Origin of the sequence: Ralstonia edaphi (assembly GCF_958350185.1) — a bacterium.
Taxonomy (GTDB): domain Bacteria; phylum Pseudomonadota; class Gammaproteobacteria; order Burkholderiales; family Burkholderiaceae; genus Ralstonia; species Ralstonia edaphi.
Map to the genome: position 1 here is coordinate 314,509 of NZ_CATWHI010000005.1, position 15,090 is coordinate 329,598.

The window sequence follows — 15,090 nt, forward strand, 5'->3', positions numbered from 1 at the left end:
AGATGAGTGCCGCCGCGCTGCTGAGCGTTTTCCTGATTGCGCTGCTGGGCGGTGTGCATTGTCTGGCAATGTGCAGCGGTATCGCCCTCGCGGCCGAACGTGGCGCCGTGGCAGTGCGGATCGTGTCCCGTCGCCGGCTATGGTTCGAGCAGGTCGTCATGCATGCCGGCCGGCTGACCACCTATGCGCTGCTTGGCGCGATCATGGGTGCGATGGGCGCGACCGTCTGGCGCCAGCAATGGCTGCCGATTCAACGTGGCTTGTTCGCGTTTGCCAGCGCGTTGCTACTCGCCTACGGGATTTTGCTGCTCGTGCGTTCCGCCGGAGATGTGTGGCGCAGTGTATGGCTTGAGCGCTTGCTCGGCCGGTTTGCTGGAGCTCTGTCTCAAGGGGCCGCCATGCTGGGCAGCAGGCTACAACGTCAGCCGCCGTTGCTGCGCCGCTATGTCACGGGTATGGCCTGGGGGCTGGTGCCGTGCGGCATGGTCTATGGCGCATTGGCTGTGGCGTTGCTGGCAGGCAACGCCGCTTCCGGAGCCGTGGTCATGCTAGCCTTTGGGGCGGGTACGCTGCCCAACCTGCTGATGATGTCGGGCCTGGCAGGCTGGCTGCGCGGACTGTCCCGCCGGCGATGGGCGCGCGGCGCCGCCGGCGTCGCCATCGCCGGGTTCGGAATCTGGGGGTTGGCGCACGCGATCTGGCTTCCTGAGATGCTGAACGCACACGGATTCTGTCTGGTGCTGTAAGCGTTTAAAGCGCGCGCCAAATGCCATCCGGTCTGGGACGGGGACCTAGGTCATCTTCCCGGTTGCGGCGTCGCCGGAAATTGCCCTACAATCGACAACAATTCGATTCGCCAACCGCGCAAATCAACAATCCCAAGCGCGGTGCCAAGCGATGCCATCCAGCGGTAGAGTCACCCTGGACAGTCGATTCGGGCGGGCTGCCATTCTTCTCGGTAGTCGTCCGGTGCAGTATCCGTCCCCATGGCGGCGGAAGAAATTGCCCTTGTGGTGCCTGACCGGCACCGGATCAACTCGCTCCTCCGGCCCTACTTTGCGGGCACAGCCACTGCGTTTCGGTGCAGGGTCCAATTGAATTAATTGGCCTTCGCGCGCCGGGCCCGGGTGGGCAAACAGCATTCAGAAATGCCGCGTGCTTCGCGGCGGGACGACAAACCTCAAGCGTGACGGCGACTGGCCGCGCGCGAGCAATGACGAGCCGCTCAACCCGATGAATACCCAAGAGGCGAAGATCGTCCTCGAGACCGCGCTGATCTGCGCGCAGGACCCGTTGCGAGTCAATGACTTGCGCAAGCTGTTCGATGAAGATGTTTCCGCAGATACCATCCGTGTGCTGCTCGAAGAGCTGCGCCAGGACTGGCTCAATCGCGGTGTCGAACTGGTTGCGCTGGCCTCCGGCTGGCGTTTGCAGAGCCGCCCCGAGATGCGTGTGTATCTCGATCGCCTGCACCCGGAAAAGCCGCCCAAGTACTCGCGCGCCGTCATGGAAACGCTGGCGATCATCGCGTATCGCCAGCCCGTTACGCGCGGTGATATCGAAGACATTCGCGGCGTGACGGTCAACACGCAGGTCATCAAGCAGATCGAAGACCGCGGCTGGATCGAAGTCATTGGTCATCGTGACGTGCCGGGCCGCCCGGCGCTGTATGCGACGACCAAGCAGTTTCTCGACGACCTCGGCCTGCGCTCGCTGGATGAACTGCCGCCGTTGGAAGATGCCCGCGCCCAAGCGCAGGCAAGCCTGCTCGAGCAGGGCGCCATCGAATTCGAGGGCGGCGCAATTGCAGTGGAAGAGTTGACGGCGATGGTCAACGACGCGCCGGAAGGTGCCGAAAGTGCAGACGTTTCGGTGGCGGAAACCTCGGAATTGCCGGTGGTCGAGGCGCCTGTCGAGGTGGCTGCTGAAACGCCGGCGCAGTCGGAGGTGGTCGCGAGCCAGGAACCGGCCCTGGAGGCCGAATCGCAGGCGGTGAGTGCGACCGAGGTCGCGTCCGAAGACGAACACAAAACACCGGCCGAGCCGCCTGCGGCTCCTGCCAATGAACATTCATAACGCCATGTCCGCCGCGCAGTCGGCGCATGGCTTGAACCCCTAGATTTGAAAGACGTTGTGAGCACCCAGCCAGACTCCATGGATACACGTATGCCGGCCGACGCCGACGCTCAGCCGCCGCGACAAGACGGCGGTGATGGGACTGAGGCCGCGCCTCGTCGCAAGGGATTGCGCCGCGGCTTGCGCAACCTGGTGGCTTCTCGCCGCCAGCAGCAGGATGGTCGCCCCGAAGGCGAAGCCGCTGATGCGGGTGGTGCAGACGCCGGCCAGCCGGCGCAACCGCGCAAGAGCCGCACCCCCCGGGCACGCAAGCCGAAAGAGGCGGCCGGTGAGTCGGCGGTGGTTACCGCAGAAGGCGTTGTGCCGACGGAGCAGGCGCCCGCCGAGGGGCAGGGCGAGCGACGTGGCCCGCGCGGCCGTTTCGGCAAGAACCGTCGCCGCCAGGGCGAAGGCCAGCCGGCAGAACGTGCCGAGCGCAGCGAGCGCACGGAAGGCGCAGCCGGCAAGAACGCCGGTGGTCGTGGCAAACAGCAGAACCGCAACGGCAAACCGCAGGGCAAGGCTGGCGGCCAGAATCAGAATCGTGGCGGTAAGGGGTTGAAGGGCGGCAAGGGCTCGGAAGACGTCTTCCAATATGTGATTTCTGGTGCGTATGACTCGGAGACCGACACCGGCGGCGCGTCGCAGCCTCCCAAGACGCGCGAACTGACTTCTGACGACGACGCGCCGAAGCTGCACAAGATCCTGGCTGATGCCGGACTTGGCTCGCGCCGCGACATGGAAGACCTGATCCTGCAAGGGCGCGTCTCCGTGAATGGTCTGCCGGCCCACATCGGCCAACGCATTCTCGCGACCGACCAGGTGCGTGTGAACGGCAAGCTGATCCAGCGCAAGCTTCCAAACAAGCCGCCGCGCGTGCTGCTGTATCACAAGCCGGCCGGTGAAATTGTCAGCCAGTCCGATCCGGAAGGCCGTCCGACCGTGTTCGATGCGTTGCCGCGCATGAAGACAGGCAAGTGGGTTGCCGTCGGTCGCCTCGACTTCAACACCGAAGGCCTGCTGATCTTCACGACTTCCGGCGACATCGCCAACCGTTTCATGCACCCGCGCTATGGCGTTGAGCGTGAATACGCAGTGCGTACGCTCGGCGAATTGACTGAGACTGACCGCCAGAAGCTGCTGCACGGCATCCCGCTCCAGGACGGCGAAGCCAACTTCCTGCGCTGCGTCGACGGCGGCGGCGAAGGTGTCAATCACTGGTATCACGTCGCCCTGACCGAGGGCCGGAACCGTGAAGTGCGTCGTATGTTCGAGGCGGTCAACCTGACCGTGTCGCGACTGATCCGTACGCGCTATGGCAGCTTCGTGCTGCCGCGTGGGCTCAAGCGCGGCCGTTGGCAGGAGGTGTCGGCAGAGGATGTGCGTACGCTGATGGGCACGCTCGGCATGAAGGTGCCGACGGCCAGTTCCGGTGGTGGGCAAGATCGCCAGGGCAACCGTCGCCGTGGGCCCGCGCCGGTGCTGATGGGGCCGATGTCGTCCGGTTTTGCCGGGGAAGCGAACTTCCAGTCACGCGGAATGGGTATCGAGAACGGCAATCGTGCGCAGCCCGCGCAGCGCCGTCCCTCCAGCCCGCGTCAGCCCGATCCGATGCAAACGTCGATGGGCTACATCAATGTGGGCGGACCGACCACGCTGACAGCGCGCACCCGTATGGGCGAGCGCACGAACGGTCGCGGCGGCGCGGTCGGGGGGGGTGGTATGCGTGACGGCAATCGCGTGCCCGGCAACAAGCGCCCCGGAAAGAGCGGGGGTGGCATGCCGAACGGCAACAAGGCGCCGCGCGGTGGCGGCAAGCGCGGCGGTAAGCGCTGAAAAATGCGGGCGTTGTGTGCGGCAATCGTCGCAACGCCCCATTTGGTGGCAGCTGCGGGGCAGTTTTGCGTTTTGCCTCGAGGCGTATTACAATGTGAGTCTAATCAAAAGTCATCCTGTAGAAGATGGGCGAATGATATGGGCGTTGCGCCCATTTTTTTTTGCTTCGGCAGGGTGGCCACACCGGGAAATTCTTCAGGAAAAACGTGCATCTGACTGATCTGATTGAGAAAACCCTCACCGCCATGGGTTATGAACTGGTGGAAGTGGAGCGCGCGCCCGCCGGGCTGCTGCGCGTGTATATCGATCAGGCAGAGAACGGCATCGTCATTGAAGATTGCGAAAAAGTGAGCCATCAGCTCACACGCGTGTTCGAGGTTGAAAACGTCAACTACGAACGGCTGGAAGTGTCGTCGCCGGGGCTGGACCGCCCGCTGCGCACCCTGGCCGACTTCACGCGCTTCGCTGGCCTTGAGGTCAAGGTGACGCTGCGCTTGCCAGTGGGCGGGCAAAAGAATTTCACGGGAATCATTCAGGCTCCGACGGGCGAGCCGGGCCAGGAACGAATCGGCCTCGAGTTTGAGGGCAAGGAAGGCCCCGCGCTGCTGGAATTCACGCTGTCGGAACTCGACCGCGCCCGGCTGGTGCCCGTGCTGGACTTCAAAGGAAATCGAAACAAAGGGAACAAGCAATGAGCCGCGAAGTTCTGTTGCTCGTCGATGCGCTTGCGCGCGAAAAAAACGTCGACAAGGATGTGGTGTTCGGGGCGCTGGAGGCCGCATTGGCTTCTGCGACCAAGAAGCGCTTTGAAGAAGACGTGGATGTGCGCGTGGCGATCGACCGTGAGTCGGGCGAACACGAAACCTTCCGTCGCTGGCTCGTCGTTCCCGACGATGCAGGCCTGCAGGAGCCGGACAAGCAGATTCTGCTGTTCGAAGCCAAGGAGCAGAATCCTGATCTGGAAGTCGACGACTTCGTCGAAGAGCAGATTGAATCGGTCGAGTTCGGCCGCATCGGCGCGCAGGCTGCCAAGCAGGTGATCCTGCAGCGCATCCGCGATGCCGAGCGCGAGCAGATCCTGAACGACTACCTGGATCGTGGCGAGAAGGTCATGACCGGCACGATCAAGCGCGCCGACAAAAAGGGCCTGATCGTTGAAACCGGCCGTGTCGAGGCGCTGCTGGCCCGCGACCAGATGATCCCGAAGGAAAACCTGCGCACGGGCGACCGTGTCCGCGCGTACATCCTGAATGTCGACCGTACCGCACGCGGCCCGCAGATCGAGCTTTCGCGCACGTGCCCCGAGTTCCTCATCAAGCTCTTCGAAAACGAAGTGCCGGAAATGGAACAGGGCCTCCTGGAGATCAAGGCCGCCGCGCGCGATCCGGGCGTGCGTGCGAAAATCGCGGTCGTTGCACACGACAAGCGCATTGATCCGATTGGCACTTGCGTCGGCGTGCGCGGCACCCGCGTGACCGCCGTGCGTAACGAGGTTGGCGGCGAAGCCGTAGACATCGTGCTGTGGTCGGAAGATCCGGCGCAGTTCGTGATCGGCGCGCTGGCGCCGGCGCAAGTGCAATCCATCGTCGTAGACGAGGAAAAGCACAGCATGGACGTGGTGGTCGACGAGGAGAACCTCGCCGTGGCCATCGGCCGGAGCGGCCAGAACGTTCGCCTGGCGTCGGAGTTGACCGGCTGGCAGATCAACATCATGACGCCGGCAGAGTCTGCGCAGAAGCAGGCTGAAGAAAGCTCCGTCGTTCGCCAGTTGTTTATGGCGAAGCTGGACGTGGACGAAGAGGTTGCGGACATCCTGATCGAAGAGGGCTTCAGCTCGCTCGAAGAAGTGGCCTACGTGCCGCTGCAGGAAATGCTGGAAATCGAAGCGTTCGACGAAGACACCGTCAACGAGCTGCGCAACCGCGCTCGCGACGTGCTGTTGACGATGGAGCTGGCGAAGGAAGAAAAGGTCGAGAAGGTGTCGCAAGACCTGCGCGACCTCGAGGGGCTGACCCCGGAGCTGATCGGCAAGCTGGCCGAGGGGAACATCCAGACGCGTGACGACTTGGCCGAGCTGGCCGTGGACGAATTGGTCGAGATGACCGGCGTCAACGAAGAACAGGCCAAGGCGCTGATCATGAAGGCGCGTGAACACTGGTTTTCGTGAGTCGCATAAGCGTTGACCGTTTATCGCAATCCTCACTGAAACCAAGCATCGAAAGGGTTTGAATGGCAAGCACAACAGTTGCCCAACTCGCTGGCGAATTGAACCGTAGCGCATCGGCGTTGCTGGAACAATTGCAGGCCGCGGGCGTGCAAAAGGCGACGCCGGAAGACGTCATCACCGAATCGGACAAGACCCGTCTGCTCGACTATCTCAAGCGAGCACACGGCAGCGCCGAGGATGGCGCGCGCAAGAAGATCACGATCACCAAACGCGAAACCAGCGAGATCCGCCAGGCGGATGCCACGGGCAAGACGCGTACCGTGCAAGTGGAAGTCAAGAAGAAGCGCGTGCTGGTCAAGCGTGATGAGCCGAACGCGGCACAGGCAGAATCGGAGGCCGCAGAGGCCGCGCCGGTGGTCGATGCCGAGGAAGTCGCGCGTCGCGAGGAAGAACAGCGCCGCCAGGCCGAATTGCTGGCCCGCCAGGAAGCCGAGCTGAAGGCACGCCAGGAAGCGATGGAGCGCGAGGAAGCCGAGCGCCGCGCCCGCCAGGAAGCCGCCGAAGCCGAGCAGAAGCGTCAGGCTGAACTCGCCGCCAAGAAGGCGGAAGAGGAAGCCGTGGCTGCCCGCGCTGCCGCTGAAGCCTCGGACGAAGCCCCGCGCCGCAAGGCCGAGGAGGACGCCGCACGCCTGGCAACCGAACGCGAAGCCGCGCAGAAGGCCGCCGACGAAGCGCGCGTCGCCGCCGACAAGATCAAGGCCGAGGAAGACGCTGCGCGCAAGCGCCGCGAAGCTGCTGAAGCCGAAGCCCGCGCGATCCGCGAGATGATGAGCGCCCCGGCTCGCGTGCTGAAGACGCCTGCCGAGCGCAAGGCCGAAGAGGTCAAGAAGGCCGAGCAGTCGGGCACGCTGCACAAGCCGGTCAAGCCGGCTGGCGAAGCACGTCCGGCTGCTACTGCCAAGAAGCCGGCTGCCCCGGCTCCTGCAGCTGCTGCACCGAGTTCGCCTACGGGTGACAAGAAGGGCGGTCGTGGCAAGTCCGGTTGGCAAGACGATAACCGTACCGGCAAGCGTGGCGGCCTGAAGACGCGCGGCGACACTGGCGGCGGTGCCGACGGCTGGCGCTCCGGCTCCAAGGGCGGCCGCAATCGCCATGGCGACGACAACCGCAATGCATTCCAGGCGCCGACCGAGCCGGTCGTGCGTGAAGTGCACGTGCCGGAAACCATCTCCGTGGCCGATCTGGCGCACAAGATGTCGGTCAAGGCCGCCGAGGTCATCAAGCAGATGATGAAGCTCGGCCAGATGGTCACGATCAACCAAGTGCTGGACCAAGAGACCGCGATGATCGTGGTCGAGGAAATGGGCCACCAGGCGGTTGCGGCCAAGCTGGACGATCCGGAAGCGCTGCTGATTGGCGGCGTGGAAGAGCCGACGAACGCTGAAGCCGAAACGCGTCCGCCGGTCGTGACCGTCATGGGTCACGTCGATCACGGCAAGACCTCGCTGCTGGACTACATCCGTCGTGCGAAGGTTGCGGCGGGCGAAGCCGGCGGCATTACGCAGCACATTGGCGCGTACCACGTCGAAACCGATCGCGGCGTCATTACGTTCCTGGACACCCCGGGTCACGAGGCCTTCACGGCCATGCGTGCACGCGGTGCCAAGGCAACCGACATCGTGATTCTGGTAGTGGCCGCCGACGACGGCGTCATGCCGCAGACGAAGGAAGCCATCGCCCACGCAAAGGCGGCTGAGGTGCCCATCGTGGTGGCGATCACCAAGGTCGACAAGCCCGAAGCCAACCCCGACCGCGTCAAGCAGGAACTGGTGGCTGAGAGCGTGATTCCGGAAGAGTACGGCGGCGATGTCCCGTTCGTGCCGGTGTCCGCCAAGACTGGCGAAGGCATCGACAGCCTGCTGGAAAACGTGCTGCTGCAAGCCGAAGTGCTGGAACTGAAGGCGCCGGTCAACGCGCCCGCCAAGGGTCTGGTCGTGGAAGCGCAGCTGGACAAGGGCAAGGGGCCGATCGCAACGGTGCTGGTGCAGAGCGGTACGCTCAAGCGCGGCGACGTCGTGCTCGCAGGCACGGCCTACGGTCGCGTGCGCGCCATGCTCGACGAAAACGGCAAGCCGGCGAAGGAAGCCGGTCCGTCGATCCCGGTGGAAATCCAGGGGCTGTCGGAAGTGCCGGGCGCCGGCGAAGAAGTGCTGGTGCTGCCGGACGAGCGCAAGGCGCGCGAAATCGCGCTGTTCCGCCAAGGCAAGTTCCGCGACGTGAAGCTGGCGCGCCAACAGGCTGCGAAGCTGGAGAACATGCTCGAGCAGATGAGCGAAGGCGACGTGAAGTCGCTGCCGCTGATTATCAAGGCCGACGTGCAGGGTTCGCAGGAAGCACTGGTGCACTCGCTGCAGAAGCTGTCGACCGACGAAGTGCGGGTACAGATCGTGCACGCCGCCGTGGGCGGTATCACCGAGTCGGACGTCAACCTCGCAACCGCGTCGAAGGCCGTCATTATCGGCTTCAATACGCGGGCCGACGCAGGCGCGCGCAAGCTGGCCGAGCATCAGGGCATCGACATCCGCTACTACAACATCATCTATGACGCTGTGGATGAGGTGAAGGCCGCGATGTCGGGCATGCTGTCGCCGGAAAAGCGCGAAGAGACGACGGGTTTGGTGGAGGTGCGTCAAGTCTTCCACGTGCCGAAGGTTGGCGCGGTGGCCGGCTGTATGGTGCTGGACGGCTTCGTCAAGCGCAATTCGCTGGTGCGGGTGCTGCGTGCGAACGTGGTCATCTTCTCGGGCGAGCTCGATTCGCTCAAGCGCTTCAAGGACGATGTGAAGGAAGTGAAGCAAGGCTTCGAATGCGGCCTGTCGATCAAGAACTTCAACGACGTTCAGGAAGGCGATCAGCTCGAGATCTACGAGATCACCGAGGTGGCGCGTACGCTGTAATACGTTGGCCGGACACTGCGGTGTCCGGTTCGATTTGCGACGGTGGCCCGGGCGCGTCCCGCGCCACCGTTTTGTCTTTTGGGGCCGGCCGGCGCGCGCTGGCGGCGCCCATGCGAGGAACATACTATGCCGAAGAAATCGGGATCGGCCGCTGGCCGCAACGTGCGCATTGCCGACCAGATCCAGCGTGATCTGGCCGAATTGATCCAGCGCGAAATCAAGAACCCGGCAATGGGTCTGGTGACGCTGCAATCTGTCACGCTCACGCCGGACTACGCGCACGCCAAGATCTATTTCACGGTGCTCGGTGCCGAGCCGGAAGTCGCCGGCGCCATCCTGAACGAGAAGGCGGGCTACCTGCATTCGCTGCTGTTCAAGCGCCTGCATATCCATACCGTACCGACTCTGCATTTCCACTTTGACGGTTCGGTCGAGCGCGGTATCGAGATGTCGCGACTGATCGACGAGGCCAACGCCACGCGCGCCAAAGACGACTGAAGATGGCTGAGCCACATGCGCCCAAGCCACAGAAGCCGCCGCGTCGCGACGTGCACGGTGTGTTGCTGCTGGACAAGCCGATCGGTTGGTCGAGCAACGATGCGCTGGTCCGTGCCAAGCGCCTGCTGTGGGCCAAGAAGGCTGGGCATACAGGGACGCTCGATCCGCTTGCCACGGGGTTGCTGCCGCTGTGCTTTGGTGAGGCGACCAAGTTTTCGCAGGATTTGCTGGATGCGGACAAGACGTACGAGACCGTCGTGCGTCTTGGTATCAAGACGAGCACTGCGGATGCGGAAGGCGAGTTGCTGAGTGAGCGCCCGGTATCCGTCACGCGGGAGCAACTGCAGGCTGCCATCGGACGCTTTGTCGGCGAAATCGATCAGGTGCCGCCGATGCACTCTGCGTTGAAGAAGGACGGCAAGCCGTTGTACGAATACGCGCGCGCGGGGCAGACCGTGGAACGTGCTGCGCGGCGGGTCACGATCCACTCGATTGACGTGTTGGGGACGGATCTGGAGTCGGCGGAGCCGACGATTACGTTGCGCGTGTCCTGCAGCAAGGGGACCTACATCCGCACGTTGGGTGAAGACATTGGCGAGGCGCTGGGTTGCGGCGGACATCTGGTTGCACTGCGTCGCACCCAGGTGGGCAACCTGACACTGAATGGCGCGGTGACACTCGAAGCGTTGGACGCTGCCGCCGAGGATGCGCGCGCTGCATTGCTGGCACCCGTCGATGCGCTGTTGCAGACCCTGCCGCGCGTGGAACTGGATGCGGAAGAGAGCCGTCGTTTCTTGCATGGCCAGCGCTTGCCGTTGCGACTGGCGTTGCCGAATGCGGATCAGGTGCGCGTCTACGGCTTGCGTGACGCGATTGCCGTGGATGCCGGTGCGTCGCTGCTCGGTGTGGCTGCCTGGCAAGACGGTGTATTGCGACCGGAACGGCTCGTCCATCTTTAAGTCGGACGACTGACCAAAAAAAGCCACGCAGCTACGCGTGGCTTTTTTGTTTGCGCGATATTGGATCAGTGCGCGCCGGCCGCGGCTTCGGCGCCTCCGGCTGACTTCGCCGGCTTTGTCAGCCAGATGAAGACGATCAGCACGATAAACAGCACGGCCGAAATCCAGAAGATGTCGTTGGCCCCAAGCATGGCGGCCTGCTGCGAGATCACGCGTTCAATCGCGCCGTTGGCTTGCAAGTTCGGCATGCCCAGCTGCGTGTACTGGTTGATCGAGGACGCATACGCCGGGTTGTAAGGATTCACGTGTTCGACCAGTTGCGCGTGGTGCAGGGCAGAGCGGTTGTCCCACACCGTGGTTGAGATCGAGGCGCCGATGCCGCCGAACATGATCCGGACGAAGTTCGACAGCCCCGATGCCGCCGGAATCCGCTCGGGCGACAGACCCGACAGGATGATCGACGTGAGGGGGATGAAGAACATCGCCATGGCAGCCCCCTGGATCAGCGTCGGGATCATCAGCGTCCACGTATCGACCTGCACGGTAAAGCGCGAGCGCATCCAGAACACCAGCGCGAAGGTAATGAACGCTGTCGTCGCCACCCAGCGTGCGTCCATCTTCGGCAGGTTCTTGCCGATCACGGGCGACAGGATGATGGCGAAGATGCCCACCGGCGCCATGATCAGGCCCGCATCGGTAGCGGTGTAGCCAACGATGGTCTGCAGCCACAGTGGCAGGATCACGAGGTTGCCGAAGAACAGGCCGTACGCCACCGAGATGGCGACGACGCCCGCGCTGAAGTTGCGCCCCTTGAACAGCGTCAGGTCCACCACGGGGTGATCTTCGGTCAGTTCCCACACCAGGAAGAATGCGAAGCCCACGATGGCAATGACCGTCAGCACCACGACCTCGGTCGAGTTGAACCAGTCGAGCTCCTTGCCGCGGTCGAGCATCAACTGCAGCGAGCCGACCCACACGATCAACAGCGCCAGGCCGATCTTGTCGATCGGTAGCGAGCGCGTCGGCGATTCACGGTCCTTGTAGATGACCCACGTCGCGTAGGCGGCCAGGATGCCCACCGGGATGTTGATGTAGAAGATCCAGGGCCAGCTCATGTTGTCGGAAATCCAGCCGCCGAAGATCGGCCCCATGATCGGCGCGACCAGCGTGGTCATCCCCCATAGTGCCAACGCCATTGAGCTTTTGGCGGGCGGATAGGTCGACAGCAGCAACGATTGCGACAGCGGAATCATGGGTCCCGCCACGGCGCCCTGGATGATCCGGGCGGCGATCAGCATGCCCATATTGGGCGCCAGCCCGCACGCCCATGACGACAGGACGAACAGCATGATGGACGTGACGAACAGGCGCACTTGCCCGAAACGCTGCGTCAACCACCCCGTCAGCGGCACCGAGATGGCGTTGGCCACCGCAAACGAGGTGATGACCCACGTGCCCTGGTTCGGGGCCACGCCCAGGTCGCCCGAAATTGCGGGGATCGACACGTTGGCGATGGACGAATCCAGCACGTTCATGAAGGTGGCCAGCGACAGCGCAACTGTGCCGATCGCCAGTTTGGCGCCGGTCAGCGGCGGTAGCGGCTTGGGCGCGGCAGTTGCCATGCGTCAGACCTTGGGTGCGGGTTGTGAATTGCGCGGAGCCGATGCGGCCGGCACGTTGGCAGCCGCCGGTGCCGTGGCACCGCCGCGTCCGGCATTGGCGCTGATGATGCTGGCGATGACCTGATCTGCATCCTTGCCGGCCTGGTCGTACACCGTCGTTTGCAGCGGCGACGCCGTCGGCGCGGTAGCCAGACTCTGACCACCTTCGTTATGGATGTCGACCTTGGCTTCCATCGACAGGCCCACGCGCAGCGGATGGTCCTTCAATTCCTTCGGATCGAGCGACACGCGCACCGGCAGGCGTTGCACCACCTTGATCCAGTTGCCGGTAGCGTTCTGTGCCGGCAGCAGCGAGAACGCCGAGCCCGTACCCGCCGAGAAACCGACCACCTTGCCGTGGTACGTCACGCTGCTGCCATACACGTCAGCCACCAGTTCAACCGGCTGGCCGACGCGCATATGGCGCACTTGGACTTCCTTGAAGTTGGCGTCCACCCAGAGCTGGTCCAGCGGCACGATTGCCATCAGCGGCGTGCCCGGGGCGACGCGCTGGCCGACCTGCACCGAACGCTTGGCCACATAGCCCGTGACCGAAGCCGGCAGGCTTGTACGCGCATAGGCGAGGTAAGCCTCGCGGACCTTGGCCGCGGCTTGCAACACGTTCGGGTGGCGCTCCAGCGTGGTCTGCTCGGTCAGCACGCGGTTGCCCTGCAGTTGCTCCTTGGCGGCTTCCAGTGCGGACTGCGCAGCCTGCACAGCGGTCTGTGCGTGCGAGATTTCTTCCTGTGACACAGCGCCCGTACCGGCGATCTGCTTGCGGCGTGCCAGGTCGTCCTTGGCCTTGGCGAGATCGCTTTCGCGCATGGCCAGGGTGGCGGTGTACGCGCTGGTGTTCGAGTACAGCGTACGCACCTGGCGCACCGTTTGCGCGAGCGCGGCTTCGGCCTGCTCGAGCGCAACGCGTGCGTCGGCACGGTCCAGTTCGATCACGGGCTGGCCGGAGGTGACAAGCTGCGTGTCGTCGGCGCGAATGGCCACCACGGTGCCCGCCACTTGCGGGGTTACCTGAACCACGTTGCCTTGCACGTAGGCATCGTCGGTCGACTCGAACCAGCGGCCGTACAGGCCCCAGTAGAGGCCGTAGCCGACGCCGGCAACCACCAGTGCGGCGGCCAGCGTGGTCAGCATGCGCTTGCGCTTTCCGTTGGCATTGCCGTTACCGGTGGGCGTTGCCGCGGGGGCTGCGGGGGCGGGAGCAGCGGACGGAGCGGCTTGGGGCTTGTTGTCACTCATGATGTTGGCTCGAAAGAATGCGTTGGAACGGTCGGTTCAGTTCAATTCAGTTCAATTCAGTACAGGTCAGCCATGCGATGCGGCAGTCTCGGGCTTGGCGCCCGGCAGGTCTTCTGCCGTGTAGCCGCCGCCGAGGGCCTTGATGAGGGCCATCTGCGCGTCAAGTCGGCGTGCCTGCAGGTCGGTCGCGAGCTTGCGTTGCTGCAGCACGGTTGTCTCCGCATTCAGCACGACCAGCTGGGTGCCGAGACCGGCGCTGTAGCGCGTGCGGGCAAGGCTGTAGGCGCGCTCGGCTTCGCTCAAGGCGTTGCGCTGGATCGTGATCTGCGAATCGATGCTGTGCAGCGTGGTGATCTGGTCAGCGGTGTCGTGCAGCGCCTCGGTCAGCGTCTGGTTGTAGCTCGCGACAGCAGCGTCATAGTTCGCGTACTTGCCGCGCAGATTGGCGCGCAGCTTGCCGCCCTGGAAGATCGGCAACTTGAGCGCCGGGCCGATACCGAGCTGACGCGATGCGCCAAGCAGCAGGTTTTCCGGAGCAATCGAAGCGAGCCCGAGGAATGCCGTCAGGCTGATGTCCGGCAGGAACTGCGCCTTGGCCACGTCGATATCTTTCGACGCGGCTTCCACGCGCCAGCGCGCGGCCACGAGATCCGGCCGCCGGCCGATCAGGTCGATGGTCAGGTTGTTCGGCAGCTTGGGCGTGGCTTGTGCGAGCAGCGTGGGGCGCGCAATCGCCAGGCCGCGGTCCGGGCCTTTGCCCAGGAGTGCGGCCAGCTGGTTGCGGGCGAGCGTAATTTGCTCGTCCACCTGCTCGAGTTCCGTTTGTGCCGCAGCGACGTTGGCGCGCGCCTGCGTCGTTTCGACTTGCGTATCCAGGCCGGCACGCAGGCGTTGGCCTGCCAGGTTCGTCAAGTCCTTGCGCTGCGCGATCGCACGTTCGGCCACGTCGCGCTGCGCGTAGAGCGCGGCCAGCTTGGCGTAGGTGCGTGCCACCGTGGTCGACAGAATCAGTCGCGAAGCCTGGCTCTCCGCTTCCATTGCTTTGTCGTCAGACAGCGCGGCTTCCAGCGCGGAGCGATTCTTGCCCCAGAAATCCAGGTCGTAGCTCACGCCGAGCTGGATCTTCGATTCTGTAAACCAGCGGCCAGCGAGCGGCGTGCCTTCAAACATGTCGTATTCCGACAGGCGCTGACGCGTCATGTCGGCATCGAGCCCGACGCTCGGATACAGATTGCCGCGCACCACATCGGCCATCGCACGCGAAGCACGAACGCGGGCAAAAGCGACCTGCAGGTTGGGGTTGTCCTTGATCGCCTCGTCTACCAGAGCGCGCAGTTGCGGATCGTTGAACTGGTCGACCCAATTCTGCGAAGGCCACTGGCCACCTTGTGAAGGCAACGATTGCGCGCTCGCGAGCTGCCCGGGCGCGGTCAGCGTCTGCGTGCTGTGCGAATTGCCGAGGTTGGCGCAGCCGGCCAGCACAGCCAGCGTCACGGCGGAGAGCGCCACGCCCAGGCGCGCCGGCCATTGCGCGCGCGTGTTGCCGGCGCGGCTTTGGGGCGAAAGTGCCTGAGGGGCGGAGTTCAAGGCGTTCATGTTGTTTGATGTATCAAGCGATCGAGGAGGGCGTTCGGGGCGGCTGG

General features: G+C 64.0%; 11 protein-coding genes. 8 read left to right on the top strand and 3 right to left on the bottom strand.

Annotation, left to right across the window (positions count from 1 at the left end; all coding sequences use genetic code 11):
- Window positions 1-2 precede the first annotated feature (2 nt).
- From R2669_RS18990 to truB, 8 genes are all read left to right on the top strand, one after another.
- Window positions 3-746, top strand: a complete 744-nt coding sequence (locus R2669_RS18990) for a sulfite exporter TauE/SafE family protein (RefSeq protein ID WP_316875952.1) — start codon at window positions 3-5, stop codon at window positions 744-746.
- A 487-nt stretch (window positions 747-1,233) separates the two neighbouring features.
- Window positions 1,234-2,076, top strand: coding sequence for an SMC-Scp complex subunit ScpB (gene scpB, locus R2669_RS18995; RefSeq protein ID WP_316901720.1), 843 nt, complete (start codon window positions 1,234-1,236; stop codon window positions 2,074-2,076).
- Window positions 2,077-2,166: 90 nt separating this feature from the next.
- Entirely contained in the window at window positions 2,167-3,951 is a 1,785-nt protein-coding gene (locus R2669_RS19000; RefSeq protein ID WP_316901850.1) for a pseudouridine synthase, read from the top strand.
- Window positions 3,952-4,157: 206 nt separating this feature from the next.
- Window positions 4,158-4,646: a ribosome maturation factor RimP gene (rimP, locus tag R2669_RS19005; RefSeq protein WP_024975916.1), complete on the top strand. Its 489-nt coding sequence runs from the start codon at window positions 4,158-4,160 to the stop codon at window positions 4,644-4,646.
- The gene (gene nusA, locus R2669_RS19010; protein WP_147213535.1) at window positions 4,643-6,118 is read left to right on the top strand and encodes a transcription termination factor NusA; all 1,476 of its coding nucleotides are present in this window, start codon (window positions 4,643-4,645) and stop codon (window positions 6,116-6,118) included. Before rimP ends, nusA begins: the two co-directional genes overlap by 4 nt.
- Window positions 6,119-6,180: 62 nt before the next feature.
- The gene (infB, locus tag R2669_RS19015; protein ID WP_316901722.1) at window positions 6,181-9,075 is read left to right on the top strand and encodes a translation initiation factor IF-2; all 2,895 of its coding nucleotides are present in this window, start codon (window positions 6,181-6,183) and stop codon (window positions 9,073-9,075) included.
- A 126-nt stretch (window positions 9,076-9,201) separates the two neighbouring features.
- Window positions 9,202-9,573 carry a 30S ribosome-binding factor RbfA gene (rbfA, locus tag R2669_RS19020; RefSeq protein WP_004626422.1) on the top strand — a complete coding sequence of 124 codons (372 nt, stop codon included), beginning with the start codon at window positions 9,202-9,204 and terminating at the stop codon, window positions 9,571-9,573.
- A 2-nt stretch (window positions 9,574-9,575) separates the two neighbouring features.
- On the top strand, window positions 9,576-10,532 hold the full coding sequence (truB, locus tag R2669_RS19025) for a tRNA pseudouridine(55) synthase TruB (RefSeq protein WP_316901724.1): 957 nt from the start codon (window positions 9,576-9,578) through the stop codon (window positions 10,530-10,532).
- A gap of 65 nt (window positions 10,533-10,597) precedes the next feature.
- Here truB and R2669_RS19030 read toward each other — a convergent pair whose 3' ends face one another.
- From R2669_RS19030 to R2669_RS19040, 3 genes are all read right to left on the bottom strand, one after another.
- Window positions 10,598-12,154: a DHA2 family efflux MFS transporter permease subunit gene (locus R2669_RS19030; RefSeq protein ID WP_147213537.1), complete on the bottom strand. Its 1,557-nt coding sequence runs from the start codon at window positions 12,152-12,154 to the stop codon at window positions 10,598-10,600.
- A gap of 3 nt (window positions 12,155-12,157) precedes the next feature.
- Window positions 12,158-13,447: an HlyD/EmrA/EmrK family protein gene (locus tag R2669_RS19035; protein WP_147213538.1), complete on the bottom strand. Its 1,290-nt coding sequence runs from the start codon at window positions 13,445-13,447 to the stop codon at window positions 12,158-12,160.
- Window positions 13,448-13,513: 66 nt separating this feature from the next.
- Window positions 13,514-15,043, bottom strand: a complete 1,530-nt coding sequence (locus R2669_RS19040; protein WP_316875960.1) for an AdeC/AdeK/OprM family multidrug efflux complex outer membrane factor — start codon at window positions 15,041-15,043, stop codon at window positions 13,514-13,516.
- Window positions 15,044-15,090 lie beyond the last annotated feature (47 nt).

Excerpts from the sequence above, each read along its gene's own strand:
- R2669_RS18990 (WP_316875952.1), top strand. The coding sequence starts at position 3 with ATGAGTGCCGCCGCGCTGCTGAGCGTTTTCCTGATTGCGCTGCTGGGC.
- scpB (WP_316901720.1), top strand. The coding sequence starts at position 1,234 with ATGAATACCCAAGAGGCGAAGATCGTCCTCGAGACCGCGCTGATCTGC.
- R2669_RS19000 (WP_316901850.1), top strand. The coding sequence starts at position 2,167 with ATGCCGGCCGACGCCGACGCTCAGCCGCCGCGACAAGACGGCGGTGAT.
- nusA (WP_147213535.1), top strand. The coding sequence starts at position 4,643 with ATGAGCCGCGAAGTTCTGTTGCTCGTCGATGCGCTTGCGCGCGAAAAA.
- infB (WP_316901722.1), top strand. The coding sequence starts at position 6,181 with ATGGCAAGCACAACAGTTGCCCAACTCGCTGGCGAATTGAACCGTAGC.
- rbfA (WP_004626422.1), top strand. The coding sequence starts at position 9,202 with ATGCCGAAGAAATCGGGATCGGCCGCTGGCCGCAACGTGCGCATTGCC.
- truB (WP_316901724.1), top strand. The coding sequence starts at position 9,576 with ATGGCTGAGCCACATGCGCCCAAGCCACAGAAGCCGCCGCGTCGCGAC.
- R2669_RS19030 (WP_147213537.1), bottom strand. The coding sequence starts at position 12,154 with ATGGCAACTGCCGCGCCCAAGCCGCTACCGCCGCTGACCGGCGCCAAA.
- R2669_RS19035 (WP_147213538.1), bottom strand. The coding sequence starts at position 13,447 with ATGAGTGACAACAAGCCCCAAGCCGCTCCGTCCGCTGCTCCCGCCCCC.
- R2669_RS19040 (WP_316875960.1), bottom strand. The coding sequence starts at position 15,043 with ATGAACGCCTTGAACTCCGCCCCTCAGGCACTTTCGCCCCAAAGCCGC.